Raw genomic sequence first — 20,141 nt, 5'->3', positions numbered from 1 at the left:
GGCCGGTTACGGTCCGGGCGTGAGATTCGGGGTGTTGGGGCCGCTCGCGGTGTGGACCGAGGGCGGTGAGGTCGTCCGGGTGCCGGAGGCCAAGGTCCGGCTGCTGCTGGCGGACCTGCTCGCGCACGAGGGACGGCCGGTGTCGGCGGACCGGCTGGCGTTCGACCTGTGGGGCGACGAGCCGCCCGGCAACCCGGTGAACACCCTCCAGACCAAGGTCTCCCAGCTGCGACGGGCGTTGGGGGCGGCCGAGCCGGGTGGGCGTGGGTTGGTCGCGCACGGGCCGGCCGGGTACGCGGTGCGGGTGGACCCGGCCACCTTGGACGTGCTGCGGTTCCGGGAGCTGGTGGCGGCCGGGCGGTTCGGCGAGGCGTTGGCGTTGTGGCGGGGCGAGCCGCTGGAGGAGTTCGCCGACGCGCCGTTCCTGGCACCGGTGGCGGCGCGGTGGGCCGAGGAGCGGTTGGCGGCGCTGGAGGAGTTCGCCGAGGTCGGTGACGTGGACCTGGCCGCCGAGGTGGCGCGCCACCCGTTGCGCGAACGTTTGCGCGGGTTGCACATGCGTGCCCTCTACCGCGCCGGGCGGCAGGTCGAGGCGCTGGAGAGCTACGCCGAGCTGCGGCGGCTGCTGGCCGACGGGCAGGGGCTGGAGCCCGGCCCCGAACTGGCCGCCCTGCACCGGGCGATCCTCGACCACGACCCGGCGCTGGGGCCGGTCGCCGCGGCGCGCACGAACCTGCCCGTGCCGGTGGCGGACCTGGTCGGGCGGGACGAGGCGGTCCGGGACCTGTGCGACCTGCCCCGGGACGCCCGGCTGGTGACGCTCACCGGTCCCGGTGGCGTCGGCAAGACCAGCCTGGCCCTGGAGGTCGCCCGGCGGGTGTCGACCGCGGACGGGGTGTGGCTGGTCGAGCTGGCCGGTGTCGCCCGGGCCGAGCAGGTGGCGGGCGCGGTGGCCGACGTGCTCGGCGTGCGCGAGGACGCGTCACTGGTGGAGGCGTTGCGCGGTCGGGACGTGCTGCTGGTGCTGGACAACTGCGAGCGGTTGGTCGACCCGGTCGCCGCGCTGGTCTCCCGGCTGCTGCGGTCCGCGCCCGGGCTGCGCGTGCTCGCCACCAGCCAGGAGCCGCTCGGCCTGGCGTTCGAGACGGTGTGGGCCGTGCCGCCGCTCGACGTGGCGAGCGCCGTCGCGCTGTTCGCAGCGCGCGCTGCCGCCGCCGCTCCCGGCTTCGCGCTGACGCCGGACAACGCGCCGGTGGTCGAGGCGATCTGCCGGCGGCTGGACGGGCTGCCGCTGGCGTTGGAGCTGGCCGCGACGCGCGTGCGCGGCCTGGGCGTGACCGCGCTGCTCGATCGGCTGGACGACCGGTTCCGGCTGCTGGCCACCGGGCACCGGGACGCGCCCGCCCGGCAGCGCACCCTGCGCGCGATGATCGACTGGAGCTGGGACCTCCTCGGTGACGCCGAGCGGGTCGTGCTGCGGCGTTTGTCCGTGCACGTGGACGGGTGCGCGCTGGACGCCGCCGAGGCCGTGTGCGCGGGTGGCGACGTGGCGGCGGACGAGGTGCAGGACGTGGTGGCCCGCCTGGTCGACCGGTCGTTGGTGGTCGCGCCCGAGCACGGTGGCGAGCCGCGGTTCCGGCTGCTGGAGTCGGTCGCCGACTACGGGCGGGAGCGGCTGCGCGAGGCGGGCGAGTTCGAGGACGTGCGGCGACGGCACGCGGAGTTCTACCTGGGGCTGGCCGAACGGGCCGACCCGGAGTTGCGCACGGCGCGGCAGCTGGAGTGGCTGCGGCGGCTGGATGCCGACACCGCGAACCTGCGGGCCGCGCACGAGGCGTTGGGGCCGGCCGGCGCGGCTCGGTTGAGCGGCGTGTTGACCTGGTACTGGTTCCTGCGCGGGCGGTTGCGGGAGGCGCGGCGGTTGATGACCTCGACCGATCCGGTGACGGTGGCGTGGCGGGTCGGGTTCGGGGTGCTGCTCGGTGAGGCGGTGGACGCGTCTGCGGTATCCGGCACTCAGGATATTGAGGATTGTCTACAACAAGCCCGGGCCCGGTGGTTCCTGGGTTACGTGTTGTCGACCGTGGGCGACATGCCGGCCGCCGAGAAGCTGACCGACCAGGCGCTGGAGGCGTTCGAGGAGCTCGGTGACGAGTGGGGCGTGGCCGCCGCGCACAGCGACCGGGTGAGCCAGGCCCTGGCCCGGGGAGTGGTGGACGAGGCGCGGGCGTCGGCGTCGCGGTCCGCCGAACTGTTCACCTCGTCGGGCGAGCGGTGGGGGCAGTTGAAGGCGTCGTTCGGGCTGGGGGTGCTCGCACAGCTGGCCGGTGACAACGAGCGGGCCGAGGCCGTGCACCGGGACGGGCTGCGGGTGGCCGAGGAGCTGCGGTCGTGGCCGGAGGTGTCGTACAAGCTGTCCTGGCTCGGCCGGGTCGCGTTGACCGACGGTGACTACGAGAAGGCGCGTGAGCTGCACGAACAGGCTCGTCGGGCGGCGGCCGAGCACGGGTTCAGGCCCGGTGAGGTGTACGCCGAGACGGGGTTGGCGCTGGGGGCGCGGCGGGAGGGGCGGCTGGACGCGGCGGAGGCGCACTGGGAGCGACTGCGGTCGTGGCACCGGCAGGTCGGGTTCGAGGCGAGCGGGACGTTGATGCTGGCCGAGCTGGGGTTCGTGGCCGAGCTGCGGGGTGACGTGGAGCGGGCGTCGGCGCTGCACGCGGAGGGGTTGGCGTTGGCCCGGGAGGTGGGCGACCCGCGGGCGATCGCGTTGGGTCTGGAGGGGATGGCGGGCGCTCGGGCGCTGGCGGGTGACGCGGTGCAGGCGGCGCGGTTGCTGGGCGCGGCGACGGCAGCACGGGCGTCGGTGGGCGTGCCGCTGCCCGCCGGCGAGCGCGGTGACGTCGACCGCATCGCCGCCGCGGCCCGTGAGGCGTTGGGCGCCGACGCCTACGCGACCGCCTTCGCCGCCGGCCACGCCGAAGGCCTGACCATCACACCTCGCGAGTCGAACCCACACGTCCCGCGAGTCGAACGTTCAGGTACCCCGAGTTCAACGCTCGGGTCCGGGTCGAGCTGACGCGAACGCAGAACTCAGGGGTCCTGAGTGGTCGACTCGCGGGTCCTGAAGGTTCGACTCGTGAGACCTGAGGGTTCGACTCGCGGGACCTGGAGGTTCGACTCGCGGGACCTGAGGGTTCGACTCGCGAGACCTGAAGGTTCGACTCGCGGGATCTGAGGGTTCGGCTCGCGGGTGGGTCAGAGGATTTGGATGGTGCTCACCGGGAGGCCGGGGGTGGTGGAGAGGTCCATGGCGGAGGGCTTGGCGCCCGCGGCCACCAGGTGGGCGCCGAGGGCGGCGATCATGGCACCGTTGTCGGTGCACAGCCGGGGGCGCGGCACGCGCAGTTCCAGGCCCGCCTCGGCGCAGCGCTCGGCCGCCAGACCCGACAGGCGCGAGTTCGCGGCCACGCCGCCGGAGATGACCAGGGTGTCCACGCCGAGGTCCTTGCAGGCCCGGATCGCCTTGGCGGTCAGCACGTCGGCCACCGCCTCCTGGAACGACGCGGCGACGTCGGCCAGCGGGATCTCCTCGCCCGCCCGCTCCTGCTTCTCCACCCACCGCGCCACCGAGGTCTTCAACCCCGAGAACGAGAAGTCGTACTTCGCGTCACGCGGCCCGGTCAGCCCGCGCGGGAACGCGATCGCGCAGCCGTTGCCCTGCTTGGCGAGCTTGTCGATCGGCGGACCGCCCGGGTAGGGCAGGTCGAGCAGCCGGGCCACCTTGTCGTAGGCCTCGCCCGCCGCGTCGTCCACGGTGGACCCGATCTCGGTGATCTTCTCCGCCAGGCCCTCGATCAGCAGCAGCTGCGAGTGGCCGCCCGACACCAGCAGCGCCACGCACCGCTTCGGCAGCGGCCCGTGCTGGAGGGTGTCCGCGGCGACGTGCCCGGCGAGGTGGTTCACGCCGTAGAGCGGCTTGTCCAACGCGGCCGCGTACGCCTTGGCCGCCGACACGCCGACCAGCAGCGCGCCCGCGAGCCCCGGCCCGGCGGTGACCGCGATGGAGTGCACGTCCCGCAGCTCGATCCCGGCCCGCTCCACGGCGCGGCGCATGGTCGGCACCATCGCCTCCAGGTGCGCGCGGGACGCGACCTCGGGCACGACGCCGCCGAAGCGGGCGTGCTCCTCGACGCTGGACGCGACCTCGTCGGCGAGCAGTTCCACCGACCCGTCCGGGCCGAGCCGGACGATGCCGACGCCGGTCTCGTCGCACGAGCTCTCGATACCGAGGATGAGCCGGTCAGTCACGGTTCGCGGGCCTTCCCATCGTGTAGGCGTCGGCGCCCGACGGCTGGTAGTAGCGGCGGCGCACGTTCAGGTGCTCGAAGCCGTGCGCCAGGTAGAGGCCGATCGCCGGCGCGTTGTCCGTGCGGACCTCCAGGAACACCGGCAGGCGCAGCTCGTCGGCCTTGGCGAGCAGGGTGCGCAGCAGGGTCTTGCCGACGCCGCTGCCCTGGTGGTCGACCACGACGGCGATGGTGTGCACGTTCGCCTCGAAGTCGGTCAGGCCCAGGCCCGCGTAGCCGATCAGGGCGCCGTCGAAGTAGGCGCCGACGTAGAAGTTGCCGTTGTCGAGCTCGCTGCGGAAGGCGTTCTCGCTCCACGGGTCGTCACCGGGGAACAACGCCTGCTCGATCTGCGCGCAGCGGGCCGCGTCCTCGTGGCGCAGCGGCGCGACCGTGACGGTGCGGGGGCTCACGCCTTGGTCACCCGCTTGCGGCCGACCGGCTCCACGGCGTCGGGACGGCGCAGGTAGAGAGGGGTGAGCGCGGCGGGGCGCGCCCCGGCCAGCAGCTCGTCGGCCGCCGCGGCGACCAGGGACACCGGTGACGGGTAGCGGGCCCCGACCACCGGGAGCCCGATCACGTCGGCGTACATCTCGGCGCCCTCACCGGCGGCCTCGACCACCGCGGGCAGCAACGAGGGCAGCTTCGCGACCAGGTCGGCGGGCCGGTCCACGTGCGGGCCGTCGGTGCGCCGGCCGACCGCGTCGTAGGCCGCCCAGTACACCTCCTTGCGCCGCGCGTCGGTGGCCACGAGCAGCGGTTTGCCGGTCGCGGTCGCCAGCGCGACGGCGTCCAGCGCGATGGCGTCCGGCGTCGGCACGGGGTAGACGGGCCGGTTGAGGGCCTGACCGAGGGCGGCGGCGGTGACCAGGCCGACGCGCAGGCCGGTGAACGGCCCCGGCCCCGAGCCGCACACGATCGCGTCGAGGTCGGAGAGCCGGTGGCCGGCCTCCGCCAACGCCGCTTGCAGGTGGGGTGTGAGCAGTTCGCCGTGCGCCTTCGAGTTCACCGTCACCCGCTGGGCGAGCAGGCGCGGCGGCGAATCGGGCGTCAGTTCCACGACACCGGCCGTGACGGCGGGGGTCGCGGTGTCCAAGGCGAGCACCAGCACAACTGCCAAGGGTATCGGGTGGCGTGAGCCACACTTGTGTTGACGTCGACGTCAAGTCGGAGGATCGGTCACGTGCGCATCGGAGAACTGGCACGGCGGGGTGGCACCACCACCCGGGCGCTGCGCTACTACGAGTCCCTCGGCCTGCTGCCCGCGCGCCGCGGTGCGAACGGGCAGCGGGAGTACGACGAGGACGACCTGAGGCTGGTGCACGAGATCCGCTCGCTCACCGGCATCGGGTTCGCCCTGGAGGACACCCGGCCGTTCGTCCAGTGCCTGCGCGACGGGCACACCACCGGTGACGCCTGCGCGGCGTCGGTCGAGGTGTACCGGCGGAAGCTGGCCGAGCTGGACGACTGCATCACCCGGCTGGACGCCGTCCGCGACCAGGTGCGCGCACAACTGCGGGAAGCCGAGCAGAGGAGCAAGCCGTGCGGACGTTGACCGACGACGAGTTCACCGGGGCCGTGGCCGCCGGGAACGTGCTGGTGGAGTTCGGCGCCGACTGGTGCGGGCCGTGCCGGATGCTGGAACCGGTGCTGGACGAGATCGACCTGGAACGCGGTGACCTGACCGTGGTGAAGGTGGACATGGACGCGAGCCCGCGCACCGCGCGCGACCAGCGGATCATGTCGGCGCCCACGCTCCAGCTCTACAAGGACGGCCGGTTGGTGGCGCAGAGCGTCGGCGCTCGGCCGAAGATCCACCTGATGGCGTGGCTCGAACCACACTTGTGATGCGTGCGGCGGCGGGGGCGGTCACTGTAAGGGGATGCTGCTGCCAGCGCTGACCTCAGCGTCGTCGCCAGAGTCGTGGTCGCCAGAGTCGTGGTCGGCGTCGAAGATTGCGTTGCGGTTCCCGGAGAGGGAGCTCACGTACGAGCAGTTGGCGCGCGAGGCGCGGGCGGTCGCGCACGGGTTGGTGGGCAGGCGGCGGGTTGCGGTGTGGGCCCGGTCGACGGCCGAGACGTGCGTGGTGGTCGTCGGGGCGTTGTTGGCGGGTGTGCCGGTGGTGCCGTTGAACCCCAGGATCGGGGAGCGGGAGCTCGCGCACGTCCTCGCCGACAGCGCACCCGACCTCGTGGTCGACGACGAGCTGCCGTCCGGGCCGGCTGTCGACCTGCCGGAGCCGGGGGGCGAGGCGCCCGCGTTGATCGTGTACACGAGCGGCACGACGGGACCGCCCAAAGGGGTGGTGCTGCCGAGGCGTGCGTTGGCCACGAACCTGGACGCGTTGGCCAAGGCGTGGGCGTGGACCGAGGACGACGTGGTGGTGCACGGCCTGCCCCTGTTCCACGTGCACGGTCTTGGGGTGGGGGTGCTCGGGCCGTTGCGACGTGGTGGGACCGTGCACCACCTCGGGTCGTTCAGCGTGGCGAAGGCCGCCGGGGCGTTGCGCGACGGCGGCACGATGATGTTCGGCGTGCCCACGATGTACCACCGGATCGCGGCCGAGCCCGAGCACGCCGAGGCGTTCGGGAGGGCACGGCTGCTGGTGTCGGGATCGGCCGCCCTGCCCGCGTCGGTGCACGAGCGGATCGAGCGGCTGACCGGGCAGCGGGTGGTCGAGCGGTACGGGATGACCGAGACGTTGATGAACACCAGCGTTCGGGTGGACGGTGATCGCAGGCCCGGAACGGTGGGGTTGCCGTTGGACGGGGTGGAGCTGCGGGTGGTGGGCGATGAGCCGGGTGAGGTAGGGGTGCGGGGAGTCGAGGGCGAGCCGGGTGAGGTACGGGTGCGGGGAGTCGGGGACGAGCCCGGTGAGATCGAGGTGCGCGGGCCGAATTTGTTCTTGGAGTACCTGAACCGGCCGGACGCGACGCGGGAGGCGTTGCGGGATGGTTGGTTCCGCACCGGCGACCTGGCCGTGGTCGAGCCGGACGGGTACGTGCGGATCGTCGGCCGCCGGGCCACGGACCTGATCAAGAGCGGCGGTTACAAGATCGGCGCCGGCGAGATCGAGAACGCCCTGCTGGAACACCCGTCGGTGGCCGAGGTCGCGGTGACCGGCGAGCCGGACGAAGACCTGGGCGAGCGGGTGGTGGCGTGGGTCGTGGCGGACGGGGAGCCGCCTGGGCCTGAGGTGTTGAGCGATCACGTGGCGCGGCTGTTGTCGCCGCACAAGCGGCCGAGGGTGGTTCGGTACGTGGACGCGTTGCCGCGCAACGACATGGGCAAGGTGCTGAAGCGGGAGCTGCGGTGAACCCCCTCGGCTGGCCCGGGTACGAGGCGCAGCTCGACCGGGCGCGGGAGCGTTCCGGCGGCGTCGAGTCGGTGTCGTGGCGACGGCTGCCGCGCGCGGTGGAGGTCACGTTCGACTTCCGGTTCCTGGGTGGTTCGGTGGGCACGGCGACCGGCGCGTTGATCGAGGAGGCGTTCACCGAGGCCCGGTCGGCGCGGCTGCCGGTGGTGTCGAAGATCGCGACCGGTGGCAGCCGGATGCAGGAGGGGATGCTGTCGTTGCGGCAGCTCCAGCGGGTGGCACGGCTGTGCGCGGCACATCGTGAGGTCGGTCTGCCGCACGTGTCCGTGCTCGGGGATCCGACCACCGGCGGCCTGTGGGCATCGTTGGGAGCCGGCGCGGACGTCGTGGTCGGGGTGTCCGGCGCGCAGGTCGGGTTCGCGGGCAGCCGGGTGCGGCCGGCCGGTGACCGCGACGACCCCGCGTACACGGCGGAGGGCCAGTTCACGGCCGGCACGGTCGACATCGTGGTGCGGCCGGACGACGTGGACGCGACGGTCACGCGGGTCCTCGACGTGCTGACGCGTGGCGACGCCGTGCCGGCCGAGGTGCCGCGCGCTCTGGGTACCGCGGAACTGCCCGTGGACGGGTGGAGCGCGGTGTTGGGAGCGCGCGCTCCGGAGCGTCCTCGTGCGGCTGAGTACTTGGACGACTACTTCGACTCGCGGGTGCCGATCAGTGGTGACCGGGCGGGGGGTGTGGATGCGGGGATGCTGTGCGGCATCGGGCGGCGGGGTGGGCGGGCGATCGCGTTCGCCGCGCAGACCGGTACGGCCAACACCCCGGCCGGTTTCCGCACCGCGGCCCGCCTGATCAGGCTGGCGTCGCGGTTCGCGCTGCCGGTGCTGACGTTGGTCGACACGCCGGGCGCGGCGAACGACGCGGCGGCCGAGCGGGCCGGTGTGGGGGCGGCGATCGCGGAGCTGTTCGCGGCGGTCGCGGAGGCACATGTGCCGATCACGACGTTGGTCATCGGGGAGGGCGGGTCGGGTGGGGCGTTGGCGCTGTCGTCGCCGGAGCACACGTGGATCACGCCGGACGCCTACTTCTCGGTGATCGCGCCGGAGTTGGCGGCGGCGATCCTGAAGCGCGACGACGTGCGTCGGCTCGCCGACGACTTGAGGCTGCGGCCGCAGGACCTGGTGGAGCTCGGTGTGGTGCGTGGCATTTCGGAGCGTTAGGTCGGGTTCGGTGCGAGCAGACTAAGAGAGAGAAGAGAGTCCTCGCCGGACGGGCAGATCAGCAGGATGACGGGGTTGGTGCGAGATCCCCTGTACCAGCGGGGGTCGGGTTTCGTGTCATCCCGCCGACCTCCACAAGGGCAACCACACGCGTCAAGGGGGCCGTTCCAGCGCAAGGTGCGGTAGGGATGAGAGTGCCCCCTTGACACGCGCGGTTGGGCGTAGCCAGGTCGGCGGGATGACACGAAACCCTTTGTTGAAGGGCTTGGTGGTGAACGGGTGGGGTCCTGGTCAGGCAGGTAGTTCCCGGTCGGTCCAGGTGCCGTGGGGGTGGAGGTGGGCGATCCGCACGTCGTCGTCCCGTCGTTCCAGCCTGATCAGCAGGTGGTCCTCGGACAGCCGCTCGGCGGCGCCCTCGCCCCACTCGACGGCGACCACGGCGTCCACGAGGTCGGTGTCGAGGTCCAGGTCGTCCAACTCGTCCAGGTGACCGCCGAGCCGGTAGGCGTCGACGTGCACGAGGGGTACGCCGCGGCCGTTCGGTGCGGGGTCGTGGACGCGGGCGATCACGAACGTCGGCGAGCTCACCCGGCCCGCCACGCCCAGACCGTCGGCCAGGCCGCGCACCAGCGCCGTCTTGCCCGCGCCCAACGGCCCGGACAGCAGCAGCAGGTCACCGCCCCGCACCAGACCACCCAACTTGCGCCCGAACTCCTCGGTGTCGTGCACCTCGGGGAGCGTCACGCTCACGCTCGTCGCCACCACCGCCGCCTGCTTTCCGACCGTTCGGCGGCACTGCGCCGAACCACACCGACCAGGTGTCCGGTGACCAGGTCTGGTTGTTCCAACATGAGCATGTGGCCCGCACCGGACACGCGGACCAGTTCGCCGTGCGGCATCTCCTCGGCCATCCGCTCGGCGTGCGAGAACGGCGTCAGCTTGTCCGCGTCGCCGCTGATGACGAGCACCTCGCAGTGCCGCAGACCGGCCAGCGCCTTGTAGCGGTTGTGGGTGCCGAGGGTTTCCAGGAACTCGGTGAGCACCTGCACCGTCGTGCGGTTGATCATCTGTTCCATCAGGTCGACCAACGACGGGCTGACCTTGCCGGTTCCGAAGGCCAGCGCGCGGATCCCGCTCCACGTGAGCGTGGACGCGCGGCGCCTGACCCACTCGACCAGGCCCGGTTGCAGGCCAGCGAGCCTGCCGACGCCCAGCGTCACCGGGTTGTGGCGGGACAGCACGGACTTCGGCAGGCCCGCGCCGCCGACCGCGCCGGCCGCCGTGCCGACGAGTGCGACGCCGCGCACGCGGTCGGCGAACAGGTCGGGCCGCTGCTCGGCCAACGCCATGATCGTCATGCCGCCCATGGAGTGGCCGACCAGCACCAACGGGCCTTCGGGAGCCATCGAGCGGATGACCGCGTCGAGGTCCTTGGCGCACTGCTCGATCGTGCTGCCCTCGGCCGTGGAGCGGCCGGAGCGGCCGTGGCTGCGCTGGTCGTAGAGGACCTGGCGGACGCGCGGCTCGGTCAGCGCGGCCAGGTCCCGGCGCTGGAAGTGCCAGCAGCGGCGGTCCAGGGCGAAACCGTGCACGAGGATGACCGTGACCTCGGGTTGCCCGCCGTCGGCCGGGTCGACCTCCTCGGCCGACAGGGGCACGCCGTCGTCCGCCGCGACGGTGGACTCGCGGGTGGGGGTGAGGCGGCCCAGCGGCTCGTCGGCGAGCGGGTCGTCGGCTTGGCGGTCGTTCGAGACCTTCTTCTGGTTGGCGGCCACGCCCACGGCGACGCCGGTCGCGGCCGCGCCGAGGATGCCGCCCGCCCAGCCGACGGCCTTCCACACGGTGTTCATCGGTGTGTCCCGACATACGTTCGGGTGACGCGCGGCCGGTACATGCCGGTGACGATCTCGTAGTCGATGGTGCCGGTGGTATCGGCCCACTCGCGGGCCGTCGGCTCGCCGTTCCCGCCCGGTCCGAACAGCACGACCTCGTCCCCCTCCGCCACCGCGTCGTCACCGCAGTCGACCACGACCTGGTCCATGCAGACGCGGCCGACGACGGGGCGTCGGCGTCCGGCGAGCCAGACGTCCATCCGGTTCGACAGGCTGCGCGGCACGCCGTCGGCGTAACCGACGGGCACCAGGGCCAGGTTCGTGTCGCTCCTAGCGGTCCAGCTCAGCCCGTAGGACACCGATTCCCCGGTCGGGACGCGCTTGGCCAGGGCGACCGTGGACCGGAACGTCATCACGGGCCGCAGGTCGGTCGGGACCGGGACGGGGTTGAGGCCGTAGATCGCGATGCCCGGGCGGACGAGGTCGAGGTGCAGGTCCGGGCGGGTGATGAGGGCGGCGGAGTTGGCGATGTGCCGGCGCGGGTCGAGGCCCGCGGCCAGGGCTTCGCGGTAGGCGTCGTCGAAGCGCTCGGCCTGGGCGTCGGTGGCGCGGTGGCCGATCTCGTCGGCGACGGCCAGGTGTGACCAGATCGAGTGAACTTCGACGTTGTGGGTCTTGGCGGCCCGCTCGACCAGCTCGGGCCACTCGGCGGCCGGGCAGCCGTTGCGGGACAGGCCGGTGTCGATCTTGAGGTGGACGCGGGCCGTCTTGCCGGCCTTGTCCGCCGCCGCCGAGATCTCCTCCAGCTGGGTGAGCGAGGACGCGGCCAGGTCGACGTCCTGCTCGACGCCGGGGACGTAGTCGGTGCCGGGCGGGTCGAGCCAGGCCAGGATCGGCGCGGTGAGCCCGGCCGCGCGCAGGGTGAGGGCCTCGGCGAGCGAGCAGGAACCGAGCCAGGTCGCGCCGGCCTCCACGGCGGCTCTGGCCACCTCCACGGCGCCGTGCCCGTAGCCGTCGGCCTTGACGATGGCCATCGTGTCGGCTTGCGGCGCGAGGGCGTCGAGGTGGGCGACGTTGTGCCGGAGGTTGTCGAGGTCGATCACGACCTCAGCGCGAGGAGCAGCCATAACGCCGCTCATGGTGACACAGCCCCACCGACCCCGACCGCGCGTGTCCTACGTTCAGAACGCGCGTGTCCTACGTCCAGGTCACGCGTGTCCTACGTTCAGGACCCCTGAGTTCAACGTTCAGGACGGCGGGCCGTGTTCTGAGCGTTCAACTCGGGTGTTCTGAACGTAGGACACGCGTGACGTGAACGTAGGACACGCGCGTGGGTCAGAGGGGGCGGACGGCGCGGATGGCGTCGGGGATCGAGCGCAGGAGCGCGGTGGCGGGGATGGGGGCACCGTCAGCGGCCAGGTCGGCGGCGATGACGTGGACCTTCGCGGCGCAGCCCGCGGCCAGGACCGGGTCCAGGCCGGCGGCCAGGAGGGAGCCCAGGACGCCGGAGAGGACGTCGCCGGAGCCGGCGGTCGCGGCCCACGAGGAGCGGGCGCGGTTGACCAGGACGCGGCCGTCGGGGCCGGCGACGACGGTGGCGTGGCCCTTCAGGAGCACCACGGCGTTGAACTGCTCGGCGGCCTTGCGGGCGGCCGTCACGCGATCAGGGCCCACTGGCCCGGCGAGCCGCTCGTACTCGCGGTCGTGCGGGGTCAGGACGAGCGGGGTGTCGGGGTCGCGGGCGTCCCACAGGTCCGGGTTGTTGGCCAGCATGGTGATCGCGTCGGCGTCCGCGCACACCGGGACACCGGCCTCCAGGACGGTCCGGAGGACCGCCTCCGCGCCGAGCCCGGTGCCCAGGCCGGGACCGACGACCCACGCCTGCACGCGGCCGGCGTCGGTGGTCGACCCGGTGCAGATCGCCTCCGGCCACCGGGCCCGGACGCCCTCCGCCGCCGCACCGGCGTACCGGACCAGGCCGGACGTCGACAGCAACGCCGCGCCGGTCGCCAGCACCGCGGCACCGGGGTAGGTCGCCGAACCGGCCGCGACACCGGTCACGCCCTGGGTGTACTTGTCGTCCTCCGGCCCCGGCACCGGCCACGCCTCGCCGACGTCGACGACGTCCAGTTCGAGCAGGTCGGGTCCGTGCAGCTCGCCGCCCAGCCCGATGTCGACCAGCCGCACGTCACCGCAGTCCGCCAACGCGTGCACGGGCTTGAGGCAGCCGAACGTCACGGTCGTGTGCGCGCGCACGGCGGGACCGGAGACCGCGCCCGTGTCCGGGTCGATGCCGCTGGGCAGGTCGACCGACAGCACGGGCGCGTCGAGGTGCGCCACGTGCTCGGCGGCGTCCGGGCGCAACGGGCCGCGGGCGGACAGCCCCACGATGCCGTCGATCACCAGGTCGACGTCGGCCAGGCGGTCGACCACCCGACCGCCGACCCGGCGGAACGCGGCCAAGCCCTCGGCGTGCACACGATCAGGTGTCAGCAGGACGGCGGACACGGCGACGCCGCGCTTGCGCAGGTAGTAGCCCGCCCACAGCGCGTCACCGCCGTTGTTGCCCGCGCCGACGAGCAGGCCGACGCGCCTCTTGCCCGCCAGCAGCTCCGCCGCGACGACCGCCACGCCGAACGCCGCCCGGCGCATGAGCGTGCCGGGCGGCACGACCGCCATGACGCGTTCCTCCGCCGCCCTGACCCGATCCGTCGTCCACAGACCCCGCATGGGGCCAAGCCTGCCCTACTCGACGGTGACGGACTTCGCGAGGTTGCGGGGCTTGTCCACGTCGTAACCGCGGCTGCGCGCGATCTCCGCGGCCAGCACCTGCAACGGCACCGTGGAGATCAACGGCTGGAGCAGCGTCGACACCGCCGGGATCTCGATCAGGTGATCCGCGAACGGGCGGACCGTCTCGTCGCCCTCCTCAGCGATCACGATCGTGCGCGCACCCCGGGCCTGGATCTCCGAGATGTTCGACACCAGCTTCGAGTGCAGCACCGCCCGGCCCTTGGGCGACGGCATGATCACGACCACCGGCAGGCCCTCTTCGATCAACGCGATCGGGCCGTGCTTCAACTCGCCCGCCGCGAAGCCCTCCGCGTGCATGTAGGCGAGTTCCTTGAGCTTCAACGCGCCTTCGAGCGCCACCGGGTAGCCGACGTGCCGACCGAGGAACAGCACCGCCTTGGAGTCGGCCAGCTCGCGGCCGAGCGCGCGGACCTGCTCGACGGTGCCGAGCACCTTCTGCACGGCGTCCGGCATGGCCTCCAGCTGGTGGAACTCCTGCGCCACCTCGTCGGGGTACTTCGTGCCGCGCGCCTGCGCCAAGGCCAGGCCGACCAGGTAGTTCGCCGCGATCTGGGCGAGGAACGCCTTGGTCGAGGCGACCCCGATCTCCGGGCCCGCGTGCGTGTAGAGCACGGCGTCGGACTCGCGCGGGATCTGCGCGCCGTTGGTGTTGCACACCGCCAGCACGCGGGCCTTCTGCGACCGCGCGTGCCGGACGGCCTCCAACGTGTCCGCCGTTTCACCCGACTGGGAGACGGCGACGACGAGCGTGTCGCGGTCCAGCACCGGGTCGCGGTAGCGGAACTCGCTGGCCAGCTCGACCTCGACGGGCAGCCGCGTCCAGTGCTCGATGGCGTACTTGGCGACCAGGCCGGAGTGGTAGGCCGAGCCGCAGGCCACCACGAAGACCTTGTCCACGTCCCGCAGGTCCTGGTCGGACAGGCGCTGCTCGTCCAGCACGATCCGGCCGTCGCGGAAGTGCCCGCGCAGCGTGTTGGCCAGCGCTTCCGGCTGCTCCTCGATCTCCTTGAGCATGAAGTACTCGTGGCCGCCCTTCTCGGCGGCCGACAGGTCCCAGTTGACCGTGAAGGGCTTGGCCTGGGCGTCCGCGCCGTCGAAGTCGGTGACCCGGTAGCCGTCGCGGTCGATCACCACGAGCTGGTCCTGGCCGAGTTCGACGGCCTCGCGGGTGTGCTCGATGAACGCCGACACGTCGCTGGCGACGAACGTCTCCCCCTCGCCGACGCCCACCACGAGCGGCGACGAACGGCGTGCGGCGACGACCACGTCCGGGTGATCGGCGTGAGTCACGACGAGGGTGAACGCGCCTTCGAGGCGGCGGACCACCGTGCGGACGCTGGCCACCAGGTCGCCCTTGGTGTCGCCGTCGTCGTACGCGCGGGCGATGAGGTGCGCGGTCGTCTCGGTGTCGGTGTCGCTGGCCATCTCGACGCCGTCGGCTTCGAGCTCGGCGCGCAGGGCGGCGAAGTTCTCGATGATGCCGTTGTGGACGACGGCGACGCGGCCGGTGACGTCGCAGTGCGGGTGGGAGTTGCGGTCGATCGGGGCGCCGTGGGTGGCCCAGCGGGTGTGGCCCATGCCGGCGGTGCCGGTGAAGGCGTCGCGGCCGACCTCGTCCAGGCGGGCCTCCAGGTTCGTCAGGCGACCGGCCTTGCGCTCGACGGCCAGACCGCCGGCTCCGTCGAGGACGGCGACCCCCGCCGAGTCGTAACCCCGGTACTCCAGCCGTCGCAGCCCGTCGAGCACGACGTCCAGCGCCGACCTGTGTCCCACATATCCCACGATTCCGCACACGCCGCACAGCGTAACTAGACCAGGGCCGTCACCCGAACGGGCCACTTCGCCGCGTTTGCGCAGGTCAGAGACGTAATTGGTGTAGACCAATCGAAGCGTGCGCGGTGCGACCACGATCGACTACCGTTCGCGTGGTGAGCGGCTACTCGGCGAAGCAGGTGCTCGACCAGCTCAGCAGGCCCGGTGACCACCCCGTGCTGCGCGGTGACCTGGCCCTGGTCGGCCTACCGGGCCTGGTCTACACGCCCGCGGCCGGGCTGGGGCTGCCCGCGGTGGCCTTCGGTCACGGCTGGTTGCAGCCGGTCGAGCGCTATCGGGCGTTGCTGCGGCACCTGGCGTCGTGGGGTTTCGTGGCCGCCGCGCCGGGCACGCAGCGCGGGCCGCTGATGTCCTCGCGGCTGCTGGCCGGGAACCTGCGGACGACCCTCGACGTGTGCACGGGCGTGCGGCTGGGCGACGGCGGGATCAGCGTCGACGCGTCCCGGCTCGCGGTGGCGGGCCACTCGATGGGTGGAGGAGCGGCGGTCCTGGCCGCCGCGGACGACCCGCGCGTGCGTGCGGTCGTGACGTTGGCCGCGTCGGAGACCCGGCCGTCGGCGCTGGACGCCGCCCGGCGGGTGACCGCGCCCGGGTTGCACCTGGCCGGCGGGGAGGACCGCATCGCGCCGCCCGTCGGTCACGCCGAGGCGATCGCGGAGGCCTGGCAGGGGCCGGTGCAGCTGCGGTCGTTGCCGAAGACCAGCCACCTGGGCTTCGCGGAGGGGCGGCACTGGAGCGAGCTGCTGCTCGACGGCAAGGGTGAGCGGGCGGCGCAGAAGTTCGCGCGGGCCTTCACAACGGCGTTCCTGCTGCGGACGCTCAAGGGCGAGAAGAAGTGGGACGCGCTGCTGGACGGCGACGTGAAGGGCGCGGTGCTGACCTTCCAGCGCGGCCGGCTGGTCCGCACGCCCCTCGGCTGAACCGCGCGACCGCGGCCCGGGACGCACCTGATCCCTCCGGCCCCTCGACGTGTGCCGGGCGGTCGTGCTGGTCGAGGGGCCGGAGGAGTGGTCAGGTCAGCCAGCTCTGGCCGCCGAAGTCGTCGTCATCGTCCACCGGCGCGCGTCGGCGCGGTGCCGGGCGGGCCGGTGGTGGCGGCGGTGGCGGCGGCGGGACGGGAGCGGCTGCCGGGGGCTGGACCGGGAGTGGCGTCGTCCACGCCGTGCTCACCGGGGGCGGCGTCTCGTAGGTCGGCTCGTCGTCCTCGGCACCGAACTTGAACTCGCCGCTCTTCTTCTCCGTCGCCGCCTTGGTGTTCCACCCACCCGCGGCCTTCTGCGCCTTCTCGTTCTCCTCGATCCGCTCGACGATCTTCTGCGCGATCTGGCCCTGCTTGGAGAAGCTGTCGCGCGCCTGCTCCTGCGCCTCACGCGTGCGACGCTCCCGCAGCTCACGCCGATCGACGTGCTCCCGCGAGATCTGGTCCATGCGGCTCATCGCCGCGGCCAACCGCTCCGACGCAACGCTCATCGGCCCTCCTCACCCAGCACACCCTGGACGCGGCTGAGGCTGACGTCGTCGTCGAACAGCGACCCGGTCGTGCGCCACTGCCCGGGGCTGCTGCGCTCGTTGTCGCCGCCACCGCCCTGCTGACCACCGCCGGCCATGCCGCCGCCCATCATCCCGCCGCCCATCATGCCGCCACCGACGGCGGAACCGCCGGGCTGGCCCGGGGTCTGGGACTCCTGCATCGACGGGAGGGTCGCGGAACCGGCCTGGCCCGCCTGCGCGGCGTAGGTGTCCGACGCCAGGCCCTGGTCGGCGGAGCTGGACGGGGGGCTGCTCCACGTGTTGTCCGAACCGGACGAGGACGAACCGCCGCCCAGCACCGAGTCCGCGCCGTTGAAGCCGGAACCGCCGCCGAGCACCGACGCGCCGGACGCCGACGTGAGGCCCTCGGTGTTGTACTGGCCGAACCCACCGCCGGAACCGCCGGCGAACCCTCCGCCGGAGCCACCGCCGAAACCGCCCTCGGACGGGCCCGGCGACTGGAAGCCGGTGGCCTGGAACGACGGGGACGACGCGGCCGCCGGTGCCTGGAAGCCGGACGGCTCGGTGAAGCCGCCGGACACGGGACCGCTCGCGGCAGGGGCGACACCGCCGGTGAAGCCGGAGTTGTCCGGTGCGGGCATCGTGGAGACCTGCGGCTCGCTGAAGCCGCCACCCGCGGCACCACCGCCGGCAGCGCCACCGTCGATGCCACCGCCGGCAGCACCACCGCCACCGTCGAAGCCACCGCCACCGCCGCCACCTCCGGCGAAGCCCGCGTCGGCGGCCGGCACCGCGGCGAACTCGGGCTCGGTGAAGCCACCGGCGACCGCCGCGCCCGCGGGCGGTTCGGGTTGGCCGACCAGCGATTCCGCGTCGGCGGGCAGGGCGTTGACCTCGCCGGGGGCGAACGGCTCGCCCTCGGCGGGCAGCGGCACGGCGTTGTCCATGCCCGGGATGCTCGGCGTCTCGCCCGCGCCGGAGTCGGCGGTGTCCTCGCCGAACTCCACGCCGTACTCCTCGGGCGTGCCGTCGCCGTTGTCCACGGTCAGGTTGATCTCACCGGTCAGCGGGTCGACCTCGGCGGTGATGGACAGGCCGTCCGCCTCGATCAGCGCCTTGCCGTCGGCGCCCGCCTCGATCGGGATCGCGCCGTTCGCGGCGGCCTCGCCCTGGTTGCCCACGCCGAACGCGGCGCCGGTCGCGCCGGGGGTCGCACCGCCGGCGGCACCGGGCACGGCCGCGCCGGTGGTCGACGTCGCACCGGCCAACGCGCCCGCCAGCGCCGCCCCGCCGTTCTGACCCATCAGGGCCTTCAGCGCGTCCGGGTTGTTGCTGAAGTCGACGTCGTAGGTCTTCGGCTCGCTCTGCGGCGTGTCGACGGTGATCTGCACGTGGCCGTTCTCGTCCGGCTCAGTGATCTTGATCTCGTTGTCGCCGCTCTTGATGGTGACGGTCTCGGGCGGCTCTTCCTCGCCCTTCAGCCCGTCGGGCTTGCCGTCGCCGTTCTGGTCGTCCGGCTTGCCGTCACCGTCGAGGTCGTCCGGCTTGCCGTCGCCGTCGGTGTCGCCGGGCACCTTGAGCTCGTCCGGCTTGCCGTCGCCGTCCTTGTCCAGCGGGTTCTCGGGCTTGGGCATCTCCGGCACCGGCGGCGGCGTGCCGCCACCACCACCGGAACCGCTGCCGCCACCCCCGGTGCCACCACCCGTGCCACCACCCGTGCCACCGCCGGTGCCGCCACCCGTGCCGCCGCCGGTGTCGCCACCCTTGTCGCCGCCCTTGTCCCCGCCCTCGTCGCTCGCGGGCGCCGGGAACGGGTTCTCGAACTCCGCCATGTAGTTGGCGAGCGTCTCCCACTGGGCGTCCACGGAGGACTTGGTTTCCGTGCAGCACGTCTTGAACTGCTCGTAGAGCTGCCAGAACTCGCGGTTGAACGAGTCGCGGATCCACTTCTTGCACTGGTTGATCGCGTAGTCGCGGTTCTCGTCGTTCAGGCTGCAGTCGTCGGAGTGGATCCGGTCGGCGATGTTGCTGCCGGTCTTCGAGTCGACCCAGCCGGCGATCTCCAGCACGCGGTCCTTGGAGTAGTCGCCCTCGCCGCGCGCGAACGACACGACCTTCTCGGCCATGTACGTGTCCGCCTGGCCGATCTGCTCCCGGTACATGCCGAGGACCTCGTCGGCCTTGCTCTTGCACAGCTGGTAGACGCCCTTGACCGCAGTGCGGGTCAGCTTGGCCGCGCCGTCGAACGCGTCGGCGAGCTCGCCCACCTTCGGCACGATCTGGCCGGTGTAGTGCTCGTGGGACTTGGTGGCCGCCTGGCCTTCCCACTCCCCGTACAGGCCCTTGAGCTGCCCGTCCACGTCCGACTTCATGTCGTCGATCTTGGACTTGGCAGTGCTGAACTCGTCGGCTTCCATCAGCAGCTTGTGGAAGTTGATCCCGCGCTGCTCGTCGTACGGCTTCTGGATCTGCTCGGCGTAGTTGATCGCCGTGGTGTTGCCGATGCAGTCGCCCGGCCGGTTGTTCCAGATGCCCTCGAACTTCTCGAACACCTTCAGCCCGGCCTTGCCGGCGTCGAACAGCTCGTCGGACAGCTTCACGCCCGCGCCGGACGAGGTCGGTGGCCGCGACGCGTCGAGCTGGTCCTGGCCCTCGTTGACGGCCTTGGTCTGCTCCTCCGAGTTGTAGCTGTTGCTCTCGCCCTCGGCCTTGGCCTCGTCGTAGCGGTTCTTCAGGCCGTCGTCGCGGGACGCGCCGTCACCCCAGTTCCAGAAGCTGGAGGTGTCGTAGCGGTCCTTGTAGGTGTTCGCCTCGTCGGGGATGTTCCAGGGCGCGGTCTCGGACACGTAGGCGTGCATGAGCTCCGCCTTCTTGTCCTCCGACACGTTCGGGTCGTCGAGAACGGCCTTGACGTCGTTCCAGCTCGGATCGGCCATCAGTACTGGCTCCCCAAGTCACCGGCGTTGGTGGATTCGACGTCGCCGTAGGTCGAAGCGCCGGAAGCGATCTTCCCGGCGAATCCGCCGAGCACGCTCGCCATGTTCACGATGCCCTTGCCGAAGTTGTCGATCCCCGTCTTGTACTTGGTGAAGTGCTGCTGGTGCGCTTCACCGAAATCACGGGCGACCGTCTGGGTCTGGCCGACGTCCTTCAACCCGTCAGCCGTCTCCTTCGCCGCATCGGAAATGCCCTTCGAGGCTTTTTGCATCGCCTCGGTACTGGTGCCGTAACCGGCCACGGCGCTCCACTCCCCTCCGCGGCCCGGAGGCCACGACCCAACTCGACGACT

General features: G+C 72.4%; 17 protein-coding genes. 6 read left to right on the top strand and 11 right to left on the bottom strand.

The window, feature by feature from the left end; genetic code table 11:
• Positions 1–19: 19 nt before the first annotated feature.
• Positions 20–3,076, top strand: coding sequence for a BTAD domain-containing putative transcriptional regulator (locus AB0K14_RS34960; protein WP_360460344.1), 3,057 nt, complete (start codon positions 20–22; stop codon positions 3,074–3,076).
• Positions 3,077–3,255: 179 nt separating this feature from the next.
• Here AB0K14_RS34960 and tsaD read toward each other — a convergent pair whose 3' ends face one another.
• The 3 genes from tsaD to tsaB are packed head-to-tail and all read right to left on the bottom strand — an operon-like array spanning position 3,256 to position 5,457.
• Complete coding sequence (gene tsaD / locus AB0K14_RS34955) at positions 3,256–4,308, bottom strand: tRNA (adenosine(37)-N6)-threonylcarbamoyltransferase complex transferase subunit TsaD (RefSeq protein WP_360460342.1); 1,053 nt, start codon at positions 4,306–4,308, stop codon at positions 3,256–3,258.
• Positions 4,301–4,759, bottom strand: a complete 459-nt coding sequence (rimI, locus tag AB0K14_RS34950; RefSeq protein ID WP_360460340.1) for a ribosomal protein S18-alanine N-acetyltransferase — start codon at positions 4,757–4,759, stop codon at positions 4,301–4,303. Before rimI ends, tsaD begins: the two co-directional genes overlap by 8 nt.
• Positions 4,756–5,457, bottom strand: coding sequence for a tRNA (adenosine(37)-N6)-threonylcarbamoyltransferase complex dimerization subunit type 1 TsaB (gene tsaB, locus AB0K14_RS34945; RefSeq protein WP_360460338.1), 702 nt, complete (start codon positions 5,455–5,457; stop codon positions 4,756–4,758). The genes rimI and tsaB overlap by 4 nt, the downstream gene beginning before the upstream one ends.
• A 72-nt stretch (positions 5,458–5,529) precedes the next feature.
• Here tsaB and AB0K14_RS34940 point away from each other — a divergent pair, with 72 nt between their 5' ends.
• The 4 genes from AB0K14_RS34940 to AB0K14_RS34925 are packed head-to-tail and all read left to right on the top strand — an operon-like array spanning position 5,530 to position 8,882.
• Positions 5,530–5,901, top strand: coding sequence for a MerR family transcriptional regulator (locus tag AB0K14_RS34940; protein ID WP_360460336.1), 372 nt, complete (start codon positions 5,530–5,532; stop codon positions 5,899–5,901).
• Positions 5,889–6,194: a thioredoxin domain-containing protein gene (locus AB0K14_RS34935; protein ID WP_360460334.1), complete on the top strand. Its 306-nt coding sequence runs from the start codon at positions 5,889–5,891 to the stop codon at positions 6,192–6,194. The genes AB0K14_RS34940 and AB0K14_RS34935 overlap by 13 nt, the downstream gene beginning before the upstream one ends.
• A gap of 34 nt (positions 6,195–6,228) precedes the next feature.
• A complete protein-coding gene (locus AB0K14_RS34930) occupies positions 6,229–7,662 on the top strand; it encodes an acyl-CoA synthetase (protein WP_360460332.1) in 1,434 nt (477 codons plus the stop codon).
• The gene (locus tag AB0K14_RS34925) at positions 7,659–8,882 is read left to right on the top strand and encodes a carboxyl transferase domain-containing protein (protein ID WP_360460330.1); all 1,224 of its coding nucleotides are present in this window, start codon (positions 7,659–7,661) and stop codon (positions 8,880–8,882) included. Before AB0K14_RS34930 ends, AB0K14_RS34925 begins: the two co-directional genes overlap by 4 nt.
• A 291-nt stretch (positions 8,883–9,173) precedes the next feature.
• Here AB0K14_RS34925 and tsaE read toward each other — a convergent pair whose 3' ends face one another.
• The 5 genes from tsaE to glmS all read right to left on the bottom strand — a co-directional run bounded on the left by tsaE (position 9,174) and on the right by glmS (position 15,322).
• Entirely contained in the window at positions 9,174–9,632 is a 459-nt protein-coding gene (tsaE, locus tag AB0K14_RS34920) for a tRNA (adenosine(37)-N6)-threonylcarbamoyltransferase complex ATPase subunit type 1 TsaE (protein ID WP_360460328.1), read from the bottom strand.
• Positions 9,629–10,732: an alpha/beta hydrolase gene (locus AB0K14_RS34915; protein ID WP_360460326.1), complete on the bottom strand. Its 1,104-nt coding sequence runs from the start codon at positions 10,730–10,732 to the stop codon at positions 9,629–9,631. The genes tsaE and AB0K14_RS34915 overlap by 4 nt, the downstream gene beginning before the upstream one ends.
• Positions 10,729–11,841: an alanine racemase gene (gene alr, locus AB0K14_RS34910; protein ID WP_360460324.1), complete on the bottom strand. Its 1,113-nt coding sequence runs from the start codon at positions 11,839–11,841 to the stop codon at positions 10,729–10,731. The genes AB0K14_RS34915 and alr overlap by 4 nt, the downstream gene beginning before the upstream one ends.
• Positions 11,842–12,049: 208 nt before the next feature.
• Entirely contained in the window at positions 12,050–13,444 is a 1,395-nt protein-coding gene (locus AB0K14_RS34905; RefSeq protein ID WP_360460322.1) for an NAD(P)H-hydrate dehydratase, read from the bottom strand.
• Between the two features lie 15 nt (positions 13,445–13,459).
• The gene (gene glmS / locus AB0K14_RS34900; RefSeq protein ID WP_360460320.1) at positions 13,460–15,322 is read right to left on the bottom strand and encodes a glutamine--fructose-6-phosphate transaminase (isomerizing); all 1,863 of its coding nucleotides are present in this window, start codon (positions 15,320–15,322) and stop codon (positions 13,460–13,462) included.
• A gap of 134 nt (positions 15,323–15,456) precedes the next feature.
• Here glmS and AB0K14_RS34895 point away from each other — a divergent pair, with 134 nt between their 5' ends.
• Positions 15,457–16,281 carry a dienelactone hydrolase family protein gene (locus tag AB0K14_RS34895; RefSeq protein ID WP_360460318.1) on the top strand — a complete coding sequence of 275 codons (825 nt, stop codon included), beginning with the start codon at positions 15,457–15,459 and terminating at the stop codon, positions 16,279–16,281.
• Between the two features lie 91 nt (positions 16,282–16,372).
• Here AB0K14_RS34895 and AB0K14_RS34890 read toward each other — a convergent pair whose 3' ends face one another.
• Genes AB0K14_RS34890 through AB0K14_RS34880 form a run of 3 tightly spaced genes read right to left on the bottom strand, consistent with a single transcriptional unit; the run spans position 16,373 to position 20,090 of the window.
• Entirely contained in the window at positions 16,373–16,831 is a 459-nt protein-coding gene (locus AB0K14_RS34890; RefSeq protein ID WP_360460317.1) for a hypothetical protein, read from the bottom strand.
• Positions 16,828–19,788: a WXG100 family type VII secretion target gene (locus tag AB0K14_RS34885; RefSeq protein WP_360460315.1), complete on the bottom strand. Its 2,961-nt coding sequence runs from the start codon at positions 19,786–19,788 to the stop codon at positions 16,828–16,830. The genes AB0K14_RS34890 and AB0K14_RS34885 overlap by 4 nt, the downstream gene beginning before the upstream one ends.
• Positions 19,788–20,090: a hypothetical protein gene (locus AB0K14_RS34880; RefSeq protein ID WP_360460313.1), complete on the bottom strand. Its 303-nt coding sequence runs from the start codon at positions 20,088–20,090 to the stop codon at positions 19,788–19,790. The genes AB0K14_RS34885 and AB0K14_RS34880 overlap by 1 nt, the downstream gene beginning before the upstream one ends.
• Between the last annotated feature and the right edge of the window lie 51 nt (positions 20,091–20,141).

The sequence above is a fragment of the Actinosynnema sp. NPDC050801 genome, assembly GCF_040673975.1.
Lineage (GTDB): Bacteria > Actinomycetota > Actinomycetes > Mycobacteriales > Pseudonocardiaceae > Actinosynnema.
The sequence above is the reverse complement of the archived record's forward strand: the minus strand, read 5'-3'. Positions and strand labels throughout refer to the sequence as shown.